This is a genomic window from Chromohalobacter sp. (genome assembly GCF_039830575.1).
GTDB classification, from domain to species: Bacteria; Pseudomonadota; Gammaproteobacteria; order Pseudomonadales; family Halomonadaceae; genus Chromohalobacter; species Chromohalobacter israelensis.
In genome coordinates this window covers 222,591-242,755 of the sequence record NZ_JBDOOX010000009.1, presented here as the reverse complement: position 1 = coordinate 242,755, position 20,165 = coordinate 222,591, and the positions used below count along the sequence as shown (strand labels likewise).

General features: G+C 63.9%; 16 protein-coding genes. 4 read left to right on the top strand and 12 right to left on the bottom strand.

The annotated features are described in order from the left end of the window. Nucleotides 1–330 precede the first annotated feature (330 nt). The 5 genes from ABGX75_RS08130 to ABGX75_RS08110 form a co-directional block, all read right to left on the bottom strand. On the bottom strand, nt 331–804 hold the full coding sequence (locus ABGX75_RS08130; RefSeq protein WP_011506255.1) for a hypothetical protein: 474 nt from the start codon (nt 802–804) through the stop codon (nt 331–333). Continuing rightward, on the bottom strand, nt 797–1,822 hold the full coding sequence (locus tag ABGX75_RS08125; RefSeq protein WP_347410700.1) for a DnaJ domain-containing protein: 1,026 nt from the start codon (nt 1,820–1,822) through the stop codon (nt 797–799). Before ABGX75_RS08125 ends, ABGX75_RS08130 begins: the two co-directional genes overlap by 8 nt. Nucleotides 1,823–1,981: 159 nt before the next feature. Then, nucleotides 1,982–4,162, bottom strand: a complete 2,181-nt coding sequence (locus tag ABGX75_RS08120; RefSeq protein ID WP_347410699.1) for a mechanosensitive ion channel family protein — start codon at nt 4,160–4,162, stop codon at nt 1,982–1,984. Between the two features lie 216 nt (nt 4,163–4,378). Continuing rightward, a complete protein-coding gene (locus tag ABGX75_RS08115; protein WP_347410698.1) occupies nt 4,379–7,579 on the bottom strand; it encodes a multidrug efflux RND transporter permease subunit in 3,201 nt (1,066 codons plus the stop codon). Nucleotides 7,580–7,582: 3 nt separating this feature from the next. Next, the gene (locus tag ABGX75_RS08110; protein ID WP_347410697.1) at nt 7,583–8,815 is read right to left on the bottom strand and encodes an efflux RND transporter periplasmic adaptor subunit; all 1,233 of its coding nucleotides are present in this window, start codon (nt 8,813–8,815) and stop codon (nt 7,583–7,585) included. 175 nt (nt 8,816–8,990) lie between these two features. Here ABGX75_RS08110 and ABGX75_RS08105 point away from each other — a divergent pair, with 175 nt between their 5' ends. Continuing rightward, complete coding sequence (locus ABGX75_RS08105; protein ID WP_347410696.1) at nt 8,991–9,608, top strand: TetR family transcriptional regulator; 618 nt, start codon at nt 8,991–8,993, stop codon at nt 9,606–9,608. 62 nt (nt 9,609–9,670) lie between these two features. Continuing rightward, nucleotides 9,671–10,564 carry an alpha/beta hydrolase gene (locus ABGX75_RS08100; protein ID WP_301968116.1) on the top strand — a complete coding sequence of 298 codons (894 nt, stop codon included), beginning with the start codon at nt 9,671–9,673 and terminating at the stop codon, nt 10,562–10,564. A 41-nt stretch (nt 10,565–10,605) separates the two neighbouring features. On the opposite strand, the gene ABGX75_RS08095 is transcribed toward ABGX75_RS08100, so the two are convergent. The 3 genes from ABGX75_RS08095 to ABGX75_RS08085 all read right to left on the bottom strand — a co-directional run bounded on the left by ABGX75_RS08095 (nt 10,606) and on the right by ABGX75_RS08085 (nt 14,565). Beyond that, nucleotides 10,606–11,439, bottom strand: coding sequence for a fructosamine kinase family protein (locus ABGX75_RS08095; protein ID WP_347410695.1), 834 nt, complete (start codon nt 11,437–11,439; stop codon nt 10,606–10,608). Nucleotides 11,440–11,494: 55 nt separating this feature from the next. After that, the gene (locus ABGX75_RS08090) at nt 11,495–13,327 is read right to left on the bottom strand and encodes a monovalent cation:proton antiporter-2 (CPA2) family protein (RefSeq protein WP_347410694.1); all 1,833 of its coding nucleotides are present in this window, start codon (nt 13,325–13,327) and stop codon (nt 11,495–11,497) included. A 95-nt stretch (nt 13,328–13,422) separates the two neighbouring features. Continuing rightward, nucleotides 13,423–14,565, bottom strand: a complete 1,143-nt coding sequence (locus ABGX75_RS08085; protein WP_347410693.1) for a GNAT family N-acetyltransferase — start codon at nt 14,563–14,565, stop codon at nt 13,423–13,425. Between the two features lie 77 nt (nt 14,566–14,642). On the opposite strand from ABGX75_RS08085, the gene ABGX75_RS08080 reads away from it, so the two are divergent. Together ABGX75_RS08080 and pncB are read left to right on the top strand one after the other, a co-directional pair. Continuing rightward, nucleotides 14,643–14,933 (top strand): DUF4190 domain-containing protein, encoded by a 291-nt coding sequence (locus tag ABGX75_RS08080; RefSeq protein WP_011506245.1) that lies wholly within the window; start codon nt 14,643–14,645, stop codon nt 14,931–14,933. Between the two features lie 90 nt (nt 14,934–15,023). Continuing rightward, nucleotides 15,024–16,196: a nicotinate phosphoribosyltransferase gene (gene pncB / locus ABGX75_RS08075; protein WP_347410692.1), complete on the top strand. Its 1,173-nt coding sequence runs from the start codon at nt 15,024–15,026 to the stop codon at nt 16,194–16,196. 39 nt (nt 16,197–16,235) lie between these two features. Here pncB and ABGX75_RS08070 read toward each other — a convergent pair whose 3' ends face one another. The 4 genes from ABGX75_RS08070 to gap all read right to left on the bottom strand — a co-directional run bounded on the left by ABGX75_RS08070 (nt 16,236) and on the right by gap (nt 20,164). Then, entirely contained in the window at nt 16,236–17,075 is an 840-nt protein-coding gene (locus ABGX75_RS08070) for a dienelactone hydrolase family protein (protein WP_347410691.1), read from the bottom strand. Nucleotides 17,076–17,111: 36 nt separating this feature from the next. Then, the gene (locus ABGX75_RS08065) at nt 17,112–18,428 is read right to left on the bottom strand and encodes a diguanylate cyclase (RefSeq protein ID WP_347410690.1); all 1,317 of its coding nucleotides are present in this window, start codon (nt 18,426–18,428) and stop codon (nt 17,112–17,114) included. A gap of 74 nt (nt 18,429–18,502) precedes the next feature. Further along, complete coding sequence (locus ABGX75_RS08060; RefSeq protein ID WP_011506241.1) at nt 18,503–18,790, bottom strand: hypothetical protein; 288 nt, start codon at nt 18,788–18,790, stop codon at nt 18,503–18,505. A gap of 372 nt (nt 18,791–19,162) precedes the next feature. After that, the gene (gap, locus tag ABGX75_RS08055) at nt 19,163–20,164 is read right to left on the bottom strand and encodes a type I glyceraldehyde-3-phosphate dehydrogenase (protein WP_011506240.1); all 1,002 of its coding nucleotides are present in this window, start codon (nt 20,162–20,164) and stop codon (nt 19,163–19,165) included. Between the last annotated feature and the right edge of the window lies 1 nt (nt 20,165).

The following is a 20,165-nucleotide window of genomic DNA, read 5'->3' as shown; positions in this document are numbered from 1 at the left end:
ACGGAACCCAGCGGCTCGGCGCGTGTCCAAGCGCCCGGCAATCACGTTGCCGACCGCTTGGAAACGCCCAACGACTGCATCCCGATCAGCCACCGATTCCCGGCTGCCAATGACACGAGTGTGATGCGCTCTGAAGGTTGGACGTACCGGGCATGTCGGCGATGGCTCATGACGCGCCATCAATGCACACACCCATTGCGTCGTGTCGCCCTCATCGCGCTCGCGCAGGGAGGGCCGACGGGGCGTCATTCTGAAGCAAAAAAAGGAGAAATAGAAGCGACTAATTGCCGCAGCCGTGTCGCACCCCAGGCCTCTTGACCGAGGAAGCGCTCATGAGATTGCGGGGAGAGATTCGAGGCTCGGCAACGACATGCCCCCGGTGGGAATGACGTCCCAGGCATATGCCGCGATGGCCGCCGCGATGCCCACGGCCAGCAGCAGCCCAAGGCCCCAGCGCAGGATGCGCCGCACCCGCTGCCAGTTGTCATAGACGCGTGCGGCTCGCTCCATTTTCGCTTTCAACTCCGCGTAGCGCGCGTATTCGTCGTCCGCGCTGATCGAGAAGTCATTGGCCTCGCTTCCCCGCCAGTAGGGCGCATGGGTCAATCCCATGCGTGCCCGCAGCAGGCCGATGCCGGTCAAGGTGCCATAGAGCTGATCGTATTCACGCTTGCGCGACTCGACACGCAGCACCTCTTCGGCGTCCCGCTTGACGGCATTGTTCTCGCAGCGCGCAATAGCCCGGGCGATATCCGCGTCGCTGGCCGACACGTGCAATCCCAACCGTCGATAAATATCACGCATGCTGTCGCATCAAATAGTCGTAAGCGTTCTTGATTCGCTGAAAGCGCAGCGATGCCGTGGCCATCGCCTCCTGACTCTGCGCATGGTAGCGATCGGGGTGATATTTCTGGGCCAGGCGCCGGTAGGCGCGCTTGACCTCGCTCTTCTGGGCATTGCCCATCAACCCGAGCACGGCCAGCGCCCGCTGTGCCTTTTCGTCATGTGCCGTCGAGCGATCGCCGCGCATGCCGTCATGCGAGAACCCCTCGTGACGCTTGCGCTCGTGGCCGCCATGCCGGGACTGCCCGTCACCACTCGACTGATCGTGCTGCCCTGCGCCATCACGCCGCCAGCGCCGATGATCACGCCCGCGGTCGTGGGTGCGTTCACGTTCGTGCGCTTGCTCACGCTCTCCCCGATCATGCCCGTGCTGCCACTCATGGCGCTTGCGACGCCCCCAGGAGCGACGCGCCTTCTCGCCGCTCTCGCTGCCGGCTTGTTCGCGGTGCTCGCGCTCGTCGCCTTGTCGCGAGGTCTGCTCGGAGTCCTGATCGCGAGCCCCCTCCCGCGACTGCCAGTAATGCGCCTTGCTCAAGTCCTGCGGACTTTCCAGAGGATAACCGGCCACATCGCGAAACAGCACGCCGAACGTCTCGGGCATCACACCGAGCAGGTCGGCCAAAAAGCGCAGGACATGGTGCTGCCCCGCCGCCATGCCACCATCGTGCGTCGCGATATGAATCGCCTGGCGCAGGAAGGTTTCCCGACGCGGTCCCCGATAATAGCGCTGCAGGACTTCCGCCGCGAGTTGCAAGGCCACGAAATCCGGCCCACTGGCAAGGTCGACGAGCAGCTGATGCCCATGATCGTGACGAAAATCCCCCGTGAGTTCATCGAGCAACGCCCGCTTGCGGGGGTTGAGCGTCTCCTGGCCGTCACTCATCGCCAACCACGCCAGTAACAATAATGCCGCCGTATCGGCCTCGTTACGGCTGGTGAGCAACAAGCGCTCGAAGGGCGTAAAACGCGATGATGCCATGCCGGCTCCTGGCCTTCGGGTTGTTCTTTGTGGATATACGTGCCGCGTGGCGTGCGAGCATCCTATGAGCATCGGCCGCTTCCTGCATACCTTTAACGGTGCCGGCATGACGTGCGTCAATCCCCGCCGCCATGCCGGTCACCGCGGCATGGCGCATTCTCAGCCGGTACCGGGAGGCGCCTCTTCCGCAGGGCCACCCGTGGCCTGAGGCATGCCCGCCGAGCGCGAGGCCGATGCGGCGGTGCCCCCGGACGCCTCGGGAATGGGAGACTCCAGGCTCACGCTCATGCGCGGCATCGCCACGTCCAGTCCCAGTTCATCGAAGCGCCGCTTGAGCCGCAGATTGAAGGCTCGCGCCACGTCCCACTGCATCAGCGGCGCGGTCCGCATGCGAAAACGCAGTATCGCCGCGCCGGCATCGAAGCTCTCGACGCCCTGCAGCTCCAGCGGCGACCAGATATAATGCCGCATCATCGGGTCGCGGCGCAGGTCTTCGGCCACGTCGCGCACCACCGCGATGGCCTCGTCGACCTTCATGTGATGCGCGACCCGCACGCGCATCAAGGCAATCCCGAATTCCCGCGAGAAATTCTGGATCCCCTTGATCTGACTGAAGGGGATCGTATGCACGATGCCATCCAGGTCACGCAGGCGCACGGTCCGCAGGCTCAGCCCCTCGACCGTTCCCATGTGACCGCCCAGATCGACGAAATCGTCGATGGCCAGCGAATCCTCGATGAGGATGAAAAGCCCCGTGATCAGATCCTGCACCAGGGTCTGCGCCCCGAACCCCACTGCCAGGCCGATCACACCGGCCCCGGCCAGCAGTGGCGTCACGTTGACGCCCAGATTGGCCAGCGCCACGATGAAGGCGATGATCACGATGGTCGCGAAGACGACGTTGCGTATCAGCGGCGTGATGGTCTGGGCGCGGGTGCTCTGGGCTCTTCCGCTGCGCCCTCGCTTGGACGACAGTAGCGCGCGCTCGATCGCGGTATCAGCGAGGATCCAGACCAGCCAGGCCAGCAGCAGCGTCATGCCGATGCTGAGCAACGACTGGCCTATGCGCTGACTGATGCCCTCGTCACTGCCGAACGCCAGCAGCGACAATCCCCAGACACGCATCGCCAGCTCGGCGAACGCCGCCCAGCTGACCAGGTGCGCCAGCGTGTAGCCGAAGCGTACCAGGCGTCGCCGATACTGCGACTGGCGCCGCTGCTTGGAAGGCTGCTCGGAATGACGATGCACCAGCCCGTTGACGATCAGGGTCACCACCAGCAATCCCGCGGTGACGATCGCCTTGGCGAAGACACTGCGCGAGTCCCCCTGCGAGGTCAGGATCGCCACCAGCGATACCACCACCATGAGCAATACCGGCACATGCCACAGCGCGCCGACGAGCTGAATCAATTCGCTCGAAGCGCGCTTGTCTCGCCGATAGCGGTAAGGACGGTTGCGGATCAAGTGCTTCACGGGACGCTTGAAGCGCACCGCAAAGGCGCCCGTCAGCAACGCCGCCACGACATTGGCGAGCATCGAGACCAGCTCCGCCAGCGGTGCGCCCAGTGCGCCCTGCAGCTCCGACGCATTCGCCGCGTCCCCCAGCGCCACCAGTGCACCGATGGCGAATAGCCAGCGGTGCGCACGACGGTGCAGGATACGCAGCGCCACCCGACGGTGCCCGCTGGCGAAAAGCGAGAACACGACCTCGCAGACCGCCGTGAACAGGATACCGCAGAGCGTGAGGTACGCGATCACCATCGCCAGGGTCATGCCCAGTGTGGAGGCCATGCCGTGCACCACGCCCAGCGTCAAGGCAAAGGCCAGCCCCCAGGGCAGCAAGCGGCGTATCATGTGGCGAATCAGCATCCAGGTACTCGGCTCGGCCGACAGCGCCAACTGCATGTTCATGCGCTTGGCCAGGGCTCGTCCCAGCAATACCAGCAACGCCGCGCTGCCGCCCCACAGGCTCAACACCCATGCGAAATCGCCGATCAGATGCAGTGCCGACTCCAGCGATGCGACACGCTGCATCAGGGTATTGCCCGCCCGCTCGCCCAATGATTGCCAATATTCGAGCGGCGTGACCGCCTCCCCCGACTCGCCCAGCGAGGTCAGCGAGTCGGCGATGGCACCCAGCAGCCCGCTAGGCGTTCGCGGATCGCTCTCGTTCGACACGCCCTCCAGCGAGGCGCGCAGCTCACGCAGTTGCGACAGCAGGGCCTCGCGGCGCTGCTGATCCTCGAGCATCGAGATCACGCCATCCAGCGATTCACGCGCCTGCTCGGGCGACGGCGCAGCGTCTTCCTGCTGCCCTCCACCGCCGGCGAGAGACGACAAGGGGGAAGCGGCCTGCCCCCATGCCCACCCCGAGAACAGGAGCGCACAGAGCAGAACGAGCCCTCGGCCCCAACGTGTCGCACCGCCTAGCATGCTCACCTCGCGTATTTCATGAATGTCCACAGAGTGCCCTAGCCGCGCGCCGTAACCAACCGGTGTCATGACATAAAAAAGCCAGGGCATGAAAGCCCTGGCCATGATCGATGACAACGAAGGTCAACGACTGGGGGACGTCGACTCGGACGTTGCCGTGCCGTCTTCGTCGTCATGCTGGGGCGACACCCCACGCTTGCGCTGCAGCCACTCCTGCACGTTGGCAATCATCGCGTAGAACGACGGCACGAAGAAGCTGGCCAGCACGGCCACCGAGACCATGCCCATCGCCACCGTGGTACCGATATGGTGGCTGTTGGTGTCGTTGGCCCCGCTGGCGATGGCCAGCGGCAAGGTACCGAAGATGAAGGCCAGCGACGTCATCACGATCGGTCGGAAGCGCAGCTCCGAGGCGGTGATCGCCGCATCGCGGATCGACTTGCCGTACTCGCGTCGCTGCAGCTCGGCGAACTCGACGATCAGGATGGCGTTCTTGGCCGCCAACCCGACCACCACCAGCATGCCGACCTGGACATAGACGCTGGTATCCAGGCCACGCAATACCACCCCGCCGATGGAGCCGATGAAGGCGAACGGCACGGCCGTGATGACCGCCAGGGGCAAGGCCCAGCTTTCGTACTGCGCCGCGAGGATCAGGAAGACCATCAAGATACCGAAGGTGATCGCGATGGTCGCGGCATTGCCGGCATTGGCCTCCTGGAAGGAGGTCCCCGTCCAGCCCATGCCCCACTCGTTGCCGAGCTGTTGCTGGACCACTTCCTGCATCGCGGCAATCGCCTGTCCCGAACTGTACCCCGGCGCGGGACCGCCCTGGAACTGCGCCGACGGATACACCCCGAAGCGCGTGACCACCGAGGGCGCCGACTGCCGTTCGAGCGTGACGAACTCGGAAATCGGGATCCGCTCGCCATCGCCGCCACGCACGAAGATCTTGTTCAGGTCATCGGGCGTTTGCCGGAACGTGTCCTCGTTCTGCATGTAGACCTGGAAGTTGCGGTTCTGGTACGTGAAATAGTTCACGAAACCGCTGCCCAGCGTGTTCGAGAGCGTCGTGTTGAGATCGCTGATGGAAACGCCGTAGCTGAGGGCCTTTTCCTGGTCGATACGCGCCCGATACGAGGGCACCGAGGCATCGAAGGTCGTGAAGACCTGGGCCAGCTCGGGACGCTGATTGGCGGCCTGCATGATCTTGCCCGCGGCCTGCATCAGCTCCTGGGAATCGGCCCCGCCATAGGACTGCAGATACCCGGTAAAGCCGCCCGTGGTCGACAAGCCGATGATCGGCGGCATGTTGAAGGCCATGGCCGTACCGCCATCCAGGCCGGCGGCGATCTTGTTGATCTTGGCGATCATGTCCTCGACCGACTTGTCACGCTCGCTCCAGGGCTTGAGGGTGATGAACATCACGCCCTTGGCCGTATTGACCGCGCTGGACAGCATGTCGTAGCCCGCGACCGCCGTGGAGTACGCCACCGCAGGGTCCTGCTCGATCTCGCTGCTCAACTTGTCCATGTACTCGGTGGTGCGCGCCACGGACGAGCCTTGCGGCAGGGTGATGCTGGCAATGGCGATCCCCTGGTCGGTCTCGGGTATCAACGTCGACGGATTCTGTTGATACAGCCAGTACGAGAACCCGATGATCACCGCCGCCAGCACCAGCGTCAGCACCCAGGCTTTCACCAGCAGGCGCACGACCGCCATGTACCCTCGGGTGACCCACTCGAAGAAACGGTCGAACAACCGGAAAGGCGTCGAGGCGGCACGGGCCAGCCTGGAGTTGCCCAGTTGCGCCTTGTGCTTGACGAACAGCGCGCTCATCGCCGGCGTGAAGGTCAAGGCGACGACCGCCGATATCGCCACGGAAATCGCGATCGTCAGCGCGAACTGCTGATAGATCTGCCCCGTGAAGCCGCCCAGGAACGCCACCGGTATGAAGACCGCCGCCATGATGAACGACGTCGCGATGACGGGGCCGCTGACTTCCTTCATCGCGGTGATGGCGGCCTTGCGTATGGGAATGTCGGGGTCTTCCTCAAGCAATCGCTCGACGTTCTCCACTACCAGTATCGCATCATCGACCACGATGCCGATCGCCAGCACCATGGCGAACAGCGACAGCAGGTTGATCGAGAATCCAAAGAGATACAGGCCCGCAAAGGTGCCGACCACCGACACCGGCACCACCGACATGGCGATGATGGTGGTGCGCCAGTTCTGCAGAAAGATGAACACGATCACCGCGACGATCAGCAGCGCCTCGATGAAGGTCTGGAACACCGATTCCACCGAAGCGTCGATGAACAGCGTGGTGTCGTAAGGCACTTCGTACTTGAGCCCCGGCGGGAAGCGTTCGGAGAGCTCGTCCATCTTGCTCTTGACGCCTTCGGCGGTTTCCAGGGCATTGGCGCCAGGCTGCTGGTTGATGATGATCGGCGTCATGGTGGCGCCGTTCATGTCGGCGTTGACCGAGTAGGACGAGGCACCAAGCTCGACACGTGCCACATCGCTCAAGCGCAGCGCGGAACCATCACTGTTGGTGCGCAGAATGATATCGCGGAACTGATCCGCGTCAGCCAGACGTCCGGGCGCCGTGATGGTATAGGTGTAGGCCCGCGGATCGTCCTGGGGCGCCTGGGCCAGCGAGCCGGCCGGCACCTCGGTATTCTGCGAGCGGATGGCGCTGGCCACTTCGGCCGACGTCATGTCGTACTGTGCCAGCTTGTCCGGGTTGAGCCAGATCCGCATGGCGAACTCGCCGCCCCCGAGCACCTCGGCCTCGCCCACGCCGGGTACCTGGCGCAGTTCGTTGAGGATATTGAGGGTGGCGTAGTTCTGCATGTAGATGTTGTTGTACTCCCCCGTGGGAGAGGTCAGCGCCACCAACAACAAGATACTGCTTGAACGCAGTTCGACCGTGACCCCTTGTGACTGCACCGACTCGGGCAACTGGGACAACGCCTGCTGGACTCGGTTGTTGACGTTGATGGTGTTGATATCACCGTCACTGCCGATGCCGAACGAGACGTTCATCCGCATCGACCCATCGTCGGCGCTGGTCGACGTCATGTAGATCATGTCCTCGACGCCGTTGATCGCCTCGGCGATCGGCGCGGCAACGGTCTTCGAGACCGTTTCGGCGTTGGCGCCGGGGTACGTCGCCTGTACCGATACCGTCGGCGGCACCACGCTCGGATACTGCTCGATGGGCAGCACGCGCATCGCCATGAAGCCGATGACCGCGATGATGATCGAGATGACGGTGGCGAAGACCGGGCGCTTGATGAAGAAGTTGGAGATATTCATCCGTCAGGCTCCGCTTGCCTGCTGACCCTGATTCGCCGCATCCGGCGACGCCTCGGCATCCGGCGGCGCCTTCCGGCTCTCGCCGTCGGAAAGCGCCTCGGCATCGCCGTCGAAAGGCTGGGGATCGATGGCCGCACCGGCACTGATGTTGCCCGGATCGCTGACCACGACGCGGTCCCCCGCCTCGAGCCCGTCCTTGATGATCATCCACGGGCCGGCCGTGTCACCGAGCTGCACGGTACGCGTGCGCGCCTTGCCCTCATCGCTCAGCACATAGACCTGCGGGCCCATCAGCCCTTGCGTCACGGCGATTTCCGGCACCGCGAACACATCGTAGCGCTTCAGGCCTTCCAGCTTGACGCGCACGAACTGACCGGGCAGAAAGAGCCCGCCGGGATTGTCGAAAAAGGCATTGGCCTGCACCGTGCTGGTGCTTTCGCTGACCCGCGATCCCAGGAATTCCACGCGCCCTTCCAGGGTCTGCCCCGGCAACGCTGGGATTTCCAGCTCGGCGGTCACCGCCTCCTTGCCCTGCTGCTGGCGCTGACGGCGCAACTCGAAGGCTTCTTCCTGCGGGAGCTGGAAACGGACCTCCAACGGATCGAGCGGCGTGATGGTCGCCAATTCGGTGCCATCGTTCACCAGATTGCCGACATTGACCTCGCTGAGGCTGATCATGCCCGACACGGGCGCCTCGACATCGGTGTAATCCAGATCGATGCGCGCACTGTCGAGCGCCGCCTGTGCCTGGGCCACGCTGGCACGCGCGACCTTGAGGTCGGCCAGGGCCTGGTCGCGCTGCTGCACGCTGACCGAGTTCTGCTTGAGCAGCCGCTGATAACGGTCGGCATTGATCTGCGCCAGCTCCGCATCGGCCTGGGCGCTCTGCAGATCCGCCTCGCGCTGACGCACGGTCGCCTGATAGATTTCCGGCTCGATGGTATAGAGACTCTCGCCCTTCTCGACCTGTTGTCCGGGCTCGAAATGACGCTCCTCGAGGGTTCCGCTCACGCGTGCCACGACCGTCACCTCGTGATCGCTTCTCAGCATGGCGGGATAGCTCTTGTCGAGCGCGATATCGCGCTTGGTCATTTCCATGACCTGCGCCTTTTTCGGTGGCGGGGAAGTATCGCCTGCCTGCTGGGCCTCGTCGTCGCTGCCGCAGCCCATCAACAGAACGCCCGCCAATGCCACGGCCAGAAGGCCCCGGCGATCATTCCCTGTCGTGGATTCCATCGGTGTTTTACCTTGTTTGATCTAGATCAATGATGCTCAAGGCTACATGCATACACACATGAATGTAAATGCCATGCACCATGCACCATGCACTTAGGGTATGATGGCGAAAAAAATCTCGCCTTCCGGCCATCACGCATCGCCGGGAGGCCGGAGTCATCAACGAGACCACGCCATGTCCCGCAGAACCAAAGCCGAAGCCGAGGCAACCCGAGAAGCCCTGCTCGACGCCGCCGAGGACGTCTTCCTCGACAAGGGCGTCTCGCGCACGTCGCTCGAGCACATCGCACGTCACGCCGGCATGACCCGCGGCGCCGTGTACTGGCACTTCAAGAACAAGGCCGACCTGTTCCACGCGATGCTCGACCGGGTCAAGATGCCGCTGCAGCAGATCATCGACGACATCACCGCCGAGCGTCAGACCCTGGGGCCGCTGGACACCTTGCGCCTGGCCACCCTGCATGCCTTCGAGATGCTCGAGCGACCACGTTCCTGCCGTGTGCACACCATCTTGATGCACCGTTGCGAGTTCATCAGCGACATCAACCCCGTGGAACTGCAAAATCGCCTGGCCTCGGAGTGTCGTGAAGTCGTGCGCCGCTGCTTCCAGCAAGCCCACGACGACGGCCTGCTGATCGATGATATCCAGCCCGACGTCGCCACACTGATGCTGCACTCGATGATCGGCGGCCTGGTTCACGACTGGCTGCGTGCACCGGACAGCTTTTCACTGCGCGAAAGCGGCGGCGAAGCGATCGACAACCTGTTCTACCTCGTCACGCGACGACCGTGAAGTCCTGCTGCAATGCAGCATCGCTTCTATACTGGAGACGTCACCGCCTCTAGGTAAGCGTCGTGGATGAACTGGTCCTTCTCAAGCATCGCGAGCTGGAAATCGCCGTGCGCATCTGGCACCCGAATGCCCCGCGCACCTTGATCGCCTGGCACGGCCTGTCGCGCCATGGCGGCGATTTCGCGCACCTGGCGCGTCTGCTCGGCCCCGACTGGCGCCTGATCGCCCCCGACACCCCCGGGCGAGGCCTTTCCAGCTGGTCACTGTTCCCTGCCTACGATTATCTCTATTCACATTACATGGATGTGGCCATCGCGGTGCTCGATCACTTCAAGCTCGCACACGTGCCGTGGCTGGGTACGTCGATGGGCGGGCTGCTGGGACTCCTGCTCGCGGCCGACGACACCCACCGCCGGCGCATCTCGGCACTGATCCTCAACGATGTCGGTCCCACCATCGAAACCGCCGGCATGCAGCGCCTCGCGAGTTATTTCATCGCGGCGCAGCGGTTCACGAGCCTGCAGGATCTCGAGCGGGAAATGCGTACGCATTACCAAAGCTTCGGTATCCAGAGTGAAGCGGTATGGCGACGCCTGCTTCTCGAGAGCGCCCGCCGTTTGCCCGACGGAAGCTGGGGCTATCATTTCGATCCCCGCATCGCCGAGCAATTCGTGCACGACACGCCGCGCGATCTGTGGGCGGCCTGGAGGGCACTGCACTGCCCCGTGATGGCGATCCACGGCGCGCAGTCCGACATTCTGTCGTCCGCCACGCTGACGACCATGCAGCACCATCAGCCCCGCCTCGCCATCGTCGAGGTCCCGGATTGCGGGCACGCCCCCATGCTCGACCGACCGGCACAAGCGGCAGCGATCGCCGCCTTCCTGTCATCACGCCGGCGTTCGCCCGGTGCCGGCTGGTGGCGACGCTTGTGGCGTGGCGTCAGGCGCGCCTAGGCATCGAGAAGACGCCGGGAATCGCAGGCGGACGTCCCGTTCTAGTCGGCGGCGAGACGTGCGATGGCACGCTCCACGGCCGTGCGGTACGCGCCACCGAAAAGCAACAGGTGGTTGAGCAGCGGGTAGAGCTGGAACAGGGTTTCGCGACGCGTCCAGTCGGTGGGTTTATCGCCATCCCAGTAGGCTTCGAAAAACGCCTCCCCCGGCGCACCGAACAGGGTCAGCATCGCCAGGTCGACCTCGGGATAATGGTAATAGACGGCCGGGTCGATGATCGCCGGCCCGCGTGGCGTCGTCAGCACGTTGCCGGACCACAGATCACCGTGCACGAGGCACGCCGGCCTGTCGGGCAACCAGCTCTCGAGTCGCTGGGCGACATCCAGCAAGGCACCGCGGGTCGCGCTGGACAGCAAGCCGCGTTCGGCACAGGCCTCGCCCAACGGCACCAAACGATGGTCGCGCTGAAAGACGCGTCCATCGCGGCAGGGCGTATTGCGCTGCGCGGTAGGACCGCAGTGGTTGTCGTGCGGCCAGCCGTGATGCTCTCCGGTCACGCCATGCAGTGTGCGCAATCCCTCGCCGAGACGCGCGGGATCCCGTCTGCCGCCCTGAGGCAGGGCCTCCATGATCAACCACTCGTCCTGCTGAGCGACGACCTCCGGGACGATCAGCCCGCTATTCGCTCGACGCAAGGCGCGCAGCCCCTCGGCCTCGGCGGCCAGCGAGGCGGCCTCGTCACGCTTGACCACGAGCGCTCCCTGGCGCGTCTCCAGACGCGCGACCTCGGCGATATCGCCACCGGACAATGGTTGCGGCTCCCTCAAGGGGACGATCTCCAAAGACGCCAGCAACGTGCTCAGTGACTGCTCCATGTCGGCTCTCCTCGTTTTCGTCTGTGAAAGACCGCCGCGACGACGCGACCGCCATCTACCGCCGAACGTCCTCGGTCGGCGTTTCGACCGGTACGTCCGAGGGCTCGGCGGCTTCCTCCTGCCCACGGCCTTGGCCCAATTCCTGCTGGAACAGTGTCTGGAACTCCGCCATGGCCGCGCGCTCCGTCGCCATCAACGCTTCCGAATCATGCCGATGCATGAAGGTCCTGGCCAACAGCTGATTGTCGAAGTCGCGGAACGTGCGCACGGCATCCAGGGCATTGGTTCCCGGGTAGCCGAGTCCCTTGAGCACCTCGACGCTCATCTCCATGCTCGAGGCAAAGGTCTCGCGCACCACGGCATCGACGCCGGCTTCCATTAATTGCCAGGCATGGTGGCGGTTGCGCGCACGCGCGAAGACCTTGACCTGGCGATAGTGAGTACGCACCTGCCGCGCGATGGTCAGCGCCGCCTCCTCGTCGTCGACGGCGATCACCAGCACGCGGGCGTGTTCCAGTCCCGCCGAGCGCAGCACATCCAGCCGCGTGGCGTCGGCATAGTAGATACGCGAACCGAAGCGCCGAATGAATTCCACTTGCGTGATGTTGGGGTCGAGCGCGGTAAAGCTGATGTCCTGCAGCTTGAGCACACGGGCCACCATCTGGCCGAAACGCCCCAGCCCCGCGATCAGCACGGGAGGCGTCTCGTCCCCGAAATCGTTGTCGTAAGGGCGGGTCTCCCGCATGCGGTCGGCGAGGTGGTTGCCGCCACGATACAAGAACGGCGTCAAGGCCATGCTCAAGGTCACCGCGGCGATGCACAGGCTGGCGATGCGCTGATCGAACACGCCGGCGCTGACCGCCGCGCTGAGCAGCACGAAATCGAACTCCCCTCCTTGCGCGATCACCGTTGCCAGGCGCGGAATCTCTTGTCGCGGCAAGCGCGCCGCCATGCCCACCAGGGCGATGATGACGAGCTTGGCCGCCAACAGCACCAGGGTGATTCCCAGCACCCATAAGACGTTGTCGAAGACCAGCGCCAGGTTGACCGACATGCCCACGGCCATGAAGAACAGGCCCAGCAGAATGCCCTTGAACGGCTCGATGTTGGCTTCCAGTTCATGACGATAAATCGTGTCCGCCAGCATGACGCCTCCCAGGAAGGCGCCCAGCGCCATGGACAGGCCCGCCCAATCCATCACCAAGGCCAGGGTCAGCACCAGGAACAGGGCAGCGGCGGTGAAGACCTCGTGCACGCCGCTACGCGCGATGAGCGCCAGCACGCGGGGAAATACCAGACGACCGAACACGATCGCGGCCAGCACCATGCCCACGCCCTTGCCGATGTCGAGCCACATGTCGCCGCCCTGTGCGCTCATCCCGCCCGCGAACAGCGGCAGCAAGGCCAGCAAGGGGATCACCGCCAGATCCTGGAAGAGCAGGATCGCGAACGCCGTCTGCCCGTGCGGTGTGGCCAGGCGACGCTGCTCGTTGAGCACCTGCAGGGCAAAGGCCGTGGAGGACAAGGCCAGAATCAATCCCAGCAGTACCGCCAGCTCCCACCTCAGGCCCAGCGCCAGGCCGATCGGCGTCAGCAGCACGCCGCAGCCGCACAATTGAAGCAGGCCCAGCCCGAACAGGCGTTTTCGCATCCCCCACAGGCGCGACGGCTCCAGCTCCAGCCCGATGATGAACAGCAACATCACGACGCCGAATTCGGAGAAATGCAGTACTTCCTCCGGTTCGCTGATGAAGCCGATCAATGAGGGCCCCAGCAACAGCCCCACGGCGAGATAGCCCAGGATCGAGCCCAGTCCCAGGCGTTGAAACAATGGCACGGCGATGATCGCCGCTCCCAGCAACACCGCCGCCTCGGCAAAGAACGTCATGTCCCTGTTTTCCTTACGTCACGTCTCGAGGCCGGTGCCATGAGACAGGGTCTATTGAGGTAGGCCATGCCACGCACGCCGAATACGTCGCGGGCTCACTCATCGCGCTGGAAAGGGAGGCGCTCGAAACAGGCCGCACGATAATGCGCCATGGCACGCCGCTCCTCGTCACAGAAACGCGCGACCGCCTCCCGAAACCCGGCATGCGGTAAATAGTGAAGCGACACACTGTCTTCGGGCAAGAAGCCGCGCGTCAGCTTGTGCTCGCCCTGGGTACCGGGATCGAAGCGACGCAATCCTTGTTCCAGACAGTACTCGATGCCCTGGTAATAGCACGCTTCGAAATGCAGGCAGTCGGCCGTGACGTCGCTCCCCCAATAGCGTCCATAAAGCGTATCGCCGCCTCGCAGATAGAGGGCCGCGGCGACCGGGACATCGCCCTGGCGCGCCTGGACGAGCAGCAAGGCCTCGCTCATGGTATCGCGCAAGTGCGTGAAAAACGCCGCATTGAGGTAGGGCATTTGTCCACGCTCCCAGTAGGTCGCGCAGTAACAGCGGTAAAAGTGGGCCAGCGCCGCGTCGTCGATGGCATCACCGGTCAAGCGGTGCAGGGTCAGGCCCTGCTCGGTCACCTTGCGGCGTTCGCGGCGAATCTCCTTGCGCCGCTTGCTCACCATCGCGGCCAGAAAGCCATCGAAATCGCCGTAGCCGACATCACGCCATTCGAAACGTATCGCATCGCGGCGCAGCAGCGCCGGCCATGCCTGCTGCCACTGCGCCACTTCCGGCGCCTCGGCGAACAGCAGATGCCAGCTCGACAGCGTCTCGCCACGCGCTTCGAGAAACGCCGCCACCGCACGCACGGCCGCCTCCTTCGACACCCCGGCCTCCAGCGCCAGGCGAGGCCCCACCGCCGGGGTGAACGGAACGGCACTCAGCCGCTTGGGATAGTATCGCCCACCGGCCCGCTCCCAGGCGTCGGCCCAGCTCCAGTCGAACACGTACTCGCCAAAGGAGTGATCCTTGAGGTAGTGGGGCAACGCGCCGACCAGGCGTTCGTCCTGCCATACCCCCAGGTGACGAGGCGTCCAGCCGCTATCGGCCGCCACGCAACCGCTGCACTCGAGGGCATGCATGAATTCGTGACGAAGAAACGGATACTCGGTGCCGAGCCAGGCATTCCAGGTTTCGCGCGGCACATCGCCCACACCGCTCAACTCGCGCACCGTCAAGCCCATCGTCACGCCTCCCTACGCGGATTCCCGAATGTCGCCCCTCGTGCTAGGGTGAGGCCAACCTTTTTCTGGAGCAAGCGATGCCCCGCATCACGCCCGCCACACCGCCGCCCTCGGGACACATCAACAGCATGGCGCTGGTCGCCTTCGCGCTCAGCGTACTGGGCATCTTCGTGCTGCCCGGGGCACTCGGCGGCGTCGTCTGCGGACATCTTGCCCGGCGCCAGATCCGCCGCAGCGGTGAACAAGGCGATGCCTGGGCGCTGGCGGCCCTCATCCTGGGCTACCTGTTGCTGCTGCTCTCGATCGCGGGCCTGCTCTTGTTCGGCGGCTTCATGATCACGATGTTCGGCGTCATGGCGATCATGTGAGCCACCCCGAACGGCACGACAGTGGTGCCCTCGCCGTCGCTGCGCTAAGCTGGCGCTCCTATTTCGGAACCTCGCGCTACAGGATGCACGATGCTGGATTCGCTCCTCGATAACGATTTCTACAAGTTCACCATGCAAAGCGCGGTCATCAAGCGCTTTCCCTACGCGCGAGCCCGTTATGCATTCATCAACCGGGGGGAGCATGCCTTCCCTCCGGGTTTCGGCGAGCAATTGCGCGAGGCGGTGGATGCCATGGCAGACCTCTCCCTGAGCGTCGAGGAAAAGCGCTTCCTGGAGCGCACCTGCCCCTACCTGGACCCGACGTATCTCGACTTCCTCTCGGGTTTCCGATACGACCCGAGCGAGGTCGACATCGTCCAGCAGGGCGAGCGCTTCGAGTTGCGCATCGAAGGCCTCTGGTACCGCACCATCCTGTGGGAAGTCCCTCTGATGGCGCTGATCAGCGAGATCTGGTACCGCATGGGAGACGGCAAGCGCGATGCGGATGCCATCATCGACATGCGCACCCGCGACAAGATCGAACACTACAAACGCCTGGGGCTCAAGATCGCCGAATTCGGTACCCGCCGGCGCTATTCCTACGATGTCCACGACCGTGTGGTGGCCTCGCTGCGCCACCACGGCGGCGATACTTTCTCCGGCTCCAGCAACGTCCACCTGGCCATGCGCCACGGCGTCAAGCCGATCGGCACGCACGCCCACGAGTGGTTCATGTTCCACGGCGCCCGCTTCGGCTTCAAGATGGCCAACAGCCTCGCCCTGGAGCACTGGGTGGACGTGTACCGTGGCGACCTGGGCATCGCGCTCACGGACACCTTCACGTCGGCGACCTTCTTCGACAGCTTCGACAAGAAATTCGCCAAGCTCTTCGACGGCGTGCGTCACGACAGCGGCGACCCCCTCGAGTTCGCCGCCGCCACCATCGCTCATTACGAGCGCATGGGAATCGATCCGCGTACCAAGACCATCATCTTCTCCGACGCCCTGACGCCCGAGCGCGTCGAACGCATCGACGCCTTCTGTCGCGGCCGCATCACCACGGCCTTCGGCATCGGCACCAACTTCACCAACGATGTCGGCGTCACGCCGATGAACATGGTGATCAAGATGACCGAGGCGCGCCCGGAAGGGCAGCACTGGATGCCGGTCATCAAGCTCTCGGACGTGCCCGACAAGAATACCGGCGACCCCGACATGATCGAGCTCGCCAAGCGTGTCCTGACACTCTCGCGGCGCGCCTGACGCACCTCGGCGGCGAGACATCGGCCCGCCGCCCGGCGTTTATTCCGCGTCGTCCCGGTTCAGCGCGCGGTCCAGCGCCACCAACGCCGCCTGCCACGATGCCGCATCCGCTGCGGCGTCATAGGCCAGCGGCAACTCGAATTCCTCGGCATCGGCATCGGCATGCGGATTGCTGAAACCGTGCTTGGCGCCGGGGTATTGCACGACCCGCACCTCGGCACCCTCGTCGCTCAAGGTCTGCGCCATCGACTCCAGCGCCTGCGTTTCCACCAGCGCATCATCCGCGCCATTGTGGATCTGCACGATACCGTCGAACGGCTGCGGCGAGGAAACCGCCTGCGTGGGACTGCCATGGAAACTGATCGCGGCGTCGATGGGCATGCCCGCCAGCGCCATGTTCATCACCACACCGCCGCCGAAACAGTAACCCAGCGCCGCCATGCGGCCCTCACGCACGTAGGGCTCCTTGCGAAGCTTGGCCATGGCCGCTTCGAGACTGGCACGTGCCGTTGGCCAGTCGTTCATGACGCGCTGGGAAAACGCCTTGGCATCCTGCGGATGCGTGGCGGTCTGCCCCTTGCCGTACATGTCCACCGCCAGGGCGACGAACCCCAGGGCGGCGAGCTGGTCGGCACGCGACTTGGCGTAATCGTTGAGTCCCCACCATTCGTGCACCAGCAATACCGCCGGCCGCGGCTCGTCGTCATTGACGTTGCGAGCCAGGTACCCCTGATAGGTCTTCCCGCCCGTGGAATACTCGAACGTCTCGCCGACCACCTTGGGACCTTCCACCGTCTCCGCCCAGGCACCCAGGCTCAACATCCCCAGGCAACAGGCCAGTAGCAGCCGCACCATGTTCTTCCCTCCGATACGTGGCATGCGTTTCTCCTTGATTCTTGATGATATCATCGGCGCTTACGCCGTTTGCGCCGGTGCCTGGTGTACCCGATTGCGACCGTTGCGCTTGGCGGCATAGAGCCCCATGTCGGCTCTGTGCAACAAGGACTCCACGCCCTCACTGGTCTGGCGCTCCGCCACACCGAAGCTGACCGAGAAACTCAGCCATTCACCGTGGAACTCGACACGCACGCTCTCGAACTTCTTGCGCAACCGCTCGGCGAGCAGCGCTGCGTCGTTCAATGACTGCCCGGCCAGCATCAACGAGAACTCTTCTCCGCCGATACGTCCGAAGACGTCCTGATCGCGTAACACCGTGCGACATATTTCCCCCACGCACGCCAGCACCAGATCGCCGGCGGCATGCCCCCAAGTGTCGTTGACCGTCTTGAAATGGTCGATATCGAAGATCACCAGCGACATCCGCTGGGCAACATGATCGGCAGCTTCCAGCCCGCTGCGCAAGCAGCTCAGATAGGCGCCACGATTGAGTGCCCCGGTCAGGCTGTCGGGGGTAGACAGTTCCTGCAGACGGTACTCGCGATGCTTGCGATCGGTGATATCCCGCGCCACGGCGAGAATCCACTCGTAACGGCCAGTGTCGGCATTCAAAGAGGGGGAGCAGCATGTCTCCAGCCATACGTAATGGCCGAGTCGGTGGCGCATGCGCAATTCCATGCGCAGCGGTTCGCCGTGCAACGAGGCGTCGTGGATCAGACGTTGAACGCGCGGCGCATCGTCCGGGGGCAGCAATTCGAGCAGCCCGCGCCCACGCAGTCGCTCGGCACGGTGGCCGAGAATGTCTTGAATCGACGGTGAGGCGAAACGGCACGCGCCCTCGGCATCCATCAGCACGATGGCATCGCTGACGTTTTCGACGATGAAGCGATAGTGCCGCTCACTTTCGGCAAGGGCCTCGAGGCGTGCCTGGACGGAGTCGGGCCGGGTAATGTCGACAAGGGCGCCGACCAGCTCCACGACCTCTCCTGCGGCGTCGCGGTGGACAGCGATATCGTCCTGCAGATAGCGCTCGCTGCCATCATCGCGCGTCATCCGGTAGCGCAAGCGTATGCGCGACTCGCCCGCCTCGAGAGCCGTGAACAGACGCTGCTCGACACCACTGGCGTCCTGCATGCGTTCCATCCACAGCGCGGGCGCTTCGTGCAGGCGCTCGCGCGACGCGTCGATCATCTGCGCGACGTTATGGCTGACGTAATGCAGGTCATGGCGCCACCAGCCGGGGCCGGTCGCATAGAAAATGGCGGAAGAGGTCGCCAACAATGCATCGCACTCGCTGGGGAAGGTGGAGAAATTCTTCGCGGCCGGTATGTCCATAATGAGTCATCGCCCCACTTCCAGACTTCGTGACGAACCCACGCGACCGCTGATTCGACGAAGGCGCAAGCGGATTACCGCATGCCGGCACGTCGGCGTGAAGACGGCTCCGGCGAGGTCTCCGGCTCGGCTTGATCAACGGGTCGGCGATCATGGGTCTCGAGATAGGCCGACACCAGGGTGCGCAGCTCTTCGATGCTCAGCGTCACGCGCTCGCAGCGGGCTTGACCCGTCCATGCGACATAGACGGCTGGCGTGTCGCGCGACTGATCGACCCCCGTAATCTTGCCTTGGCGATTGCGGTGTCCATCGCGCAGCATGACACCGACCAGCCGATGAGCCTGTTGCACAAAATCGCGCATGATGCCGTTCCGTTGATGAGAAATAATGCATGCCCACACAGTCTAACACAGGGCGGTAGCGAAACCCGACCACTAAGCGTTGACAATCCGGACATGGCGACATCACTCATTACAGGAGCTTGAGCATCGTCGCGCAAGAGGCAATCCGACGGCGGCCATTCGATGACGCGTTACCTTCCACATCGACCTCGGGCGTCGAATCTTGAGCGTCGCGCACAAAAAAAGGCGCCCTTCCGGGGCGCCTGGCTCCCCCGGCATCATCGATGCCGCAAGGGGCGAGAGCGAACGGACAACGATCGAGCGGAGCCGTGAGTGCGCGAGACGTATGTCCGGCCGCTCCCACACGGGGTGGTTACGTCACCGACTGCCGCGTTACTTGGCCGCGTGCATGGCCAGTGCCGTATCCAGCATGCGATTGGAGAAGCCCCACTCGTTGTCGTACCACGCCATCACCTTGACCAGGCGTCCGTTGACGCGGGTGTGATTGGCATCGAACGTGGACGAGTTGGCATCGTGGTTGAAGTCGATCGACACCAGCGGCTGGGCATTGGACGCCAGCACCGGCGACTGGGCGGCCGCCTTCTCGACGATCTCGTTGATTTCTTCCTTGGTGGTCTCGCGACCGGCGGTGAAGGTCAAGTCGACCAGCGACACGTTGATCACCGGCACGCGGACCGCCAGGCCGTCGAACTTGCCCTCGAGTTCGGGCAGCACCTTGCCCACCGCCGCGGCAGCACCGGTCTTGGTGGGGATCATCGACTGGGTCGCGCTGCGCGCCCGGTACGGATCCTTGTGATAGACGTCGGACAGGTTCTGGTCGTTGGTATAGGCGTGCACCGTGGTCATCAAGCCGCTCTCGATGCCCACGCCTTCGTGCAGTGCCTTGGCAACCGGTGCCAGGCAGTTGGTGGTGCAGGAAGCGTTGGAGACGACCCGATGCTCGCTGGTCAGCACATGCTCGTTGACCCCGAACACCACCATGGCGTCGGCATCGCCACTGGGCGCGGAAATCAACACCCGCTGAGCACCGGCATCGAGATGCTTGGCGGCGGCGTCACGCGAGGTGAACAGTCCGGTGCATTCCATCACCAGGTCGACATCGAGAGAGGCCCACGGCAAGGCTGCCGGGTCGCGCTCGGAGAGCGTGCGGATGCGATCACCATCGACGCTCAGCGACTCGCTGTCATGCGTCACGTCGAACATGAAATGCCCATGCACGCTATCATGCTTGAGAAGGTGGGCATTGAGCGATGGGTCCCCCAGATCATTGATGGCCACGACCTCGATGCGATCTCGATAACCGTTCTCGTAGAGAGCCCGCAAGGCGTTACGGCCGATACGCCCAAACCCATTGATTGCAACTCGCAGCGTCATA

What these genes read in the sequence shown, in the direction of transcription:
- ABGX75_RS08130 (WP_011506255.1), bottom strand. Translation starts at nt 804, where the DNA reads ATGCGTGATATTTATCGACGGTTGGGATTGCACGTGTCGGCCAGCGAC.
- ABGX75_RS08125 (WP_347410700.1), bottom strand. Translation starts at nt 1,822, where the DNA reads ATGGCATCATCGCGTTTTACGCCCTTCGAGCGCTTGTTGCTCACCAGC.
- ABGX75_RS08115 (WP_347410698.1), bottom strand. Translation starts at nt 7,579, where the DNA reads ATGAATATCTCCAACTTCTTCATCAAGCGCCCGGTCTTCGCCACCGTC.
- ABGX75_RS08110 (WP_347410697.1), bottom strand. Translation starts at nt 8,815, where the DNA reads ATGGAATCCACGACAGGGAATGATCGCCGGGGCCTTCTGGCCGTGGCA.
- ABGX75_RS08105 (WP_347410696.1), top strand. Translation starts at nt 8,991, where the DNA reads ATGTCCCGCAGAACCAAAGCCGAAGCCGAGGCAACCCGAGAAGCCCTG.
- ABGX75_RS08095 (WP_347410695.1), bottom strand. Translation starts at nt 11,439, where the DNA reads ATGGAGCAGTCACTGAGCACGTTGCTGGCGTCTTTGGAGATCGTCCCC.
- ABGX75_RS08090 (WP_347410694.1), bottom strand. Translation starts at nt 13,327, where the DNA reads ATGACGTTCTTTGCCGAGGCGGCGGTGTTGCTGGGAGCGGCGATCATC.
- ABGX75_RS08085 (WP_347410693.1), bottom strand. Translation starts at nt 14,565, where the DNA reads ATGGGCTTGACGGTGCGCGAGTTGAGCGGTGTGGGCGATGTGCCGCGC.
- ABGX75_RS08080 (WP_011506245.1), top strand. Translation starts at nt 14,643, where the DNA reads ATGCCCCGCATCACGCCCGCCACACCGCCGCCCTCGGGACACATCAAC.
- pncB (WP_347410692.1), top strand. Translation starts at nt 15,024, where the DNA reads ATGCTGGATTCGCTCCTCGATAACGATTTCTACAAGTTCACCATGCAA.
- ABGX75_RS08070 (WP_347410691.1), bottom strand. Translation starts at nt 17,075, where the DNA reads ATGCCACGTATCGGAGGGAAGAACATGGTGCGGCTGCTACTGGCCTGT.
- ABGX75_RS08065 (WP_347410690.1), bottom strand. Translation starts at nt 18,428, where the DNA reads ATGGACATACCGGCCGCGAAGAATTTCTCCACCTTCCCCAGCGAGTGC.
- ABGX75_RS08060 (WP_011506241.1), bottom strand. Translation starts at nt 18,790, where the DNA reads ATGCGCGATTTTGTGCAACAGGCTCATCGGCTGGTCGGTGTCATGCTG.
- gap (WP_011506240.1), bottom strand. Translation starts at nt 20,164, where the DNA reads ATGACGCTGCGAGTTGCAATCAATGGGTTTGGGCGTATCGGCCGTAAC.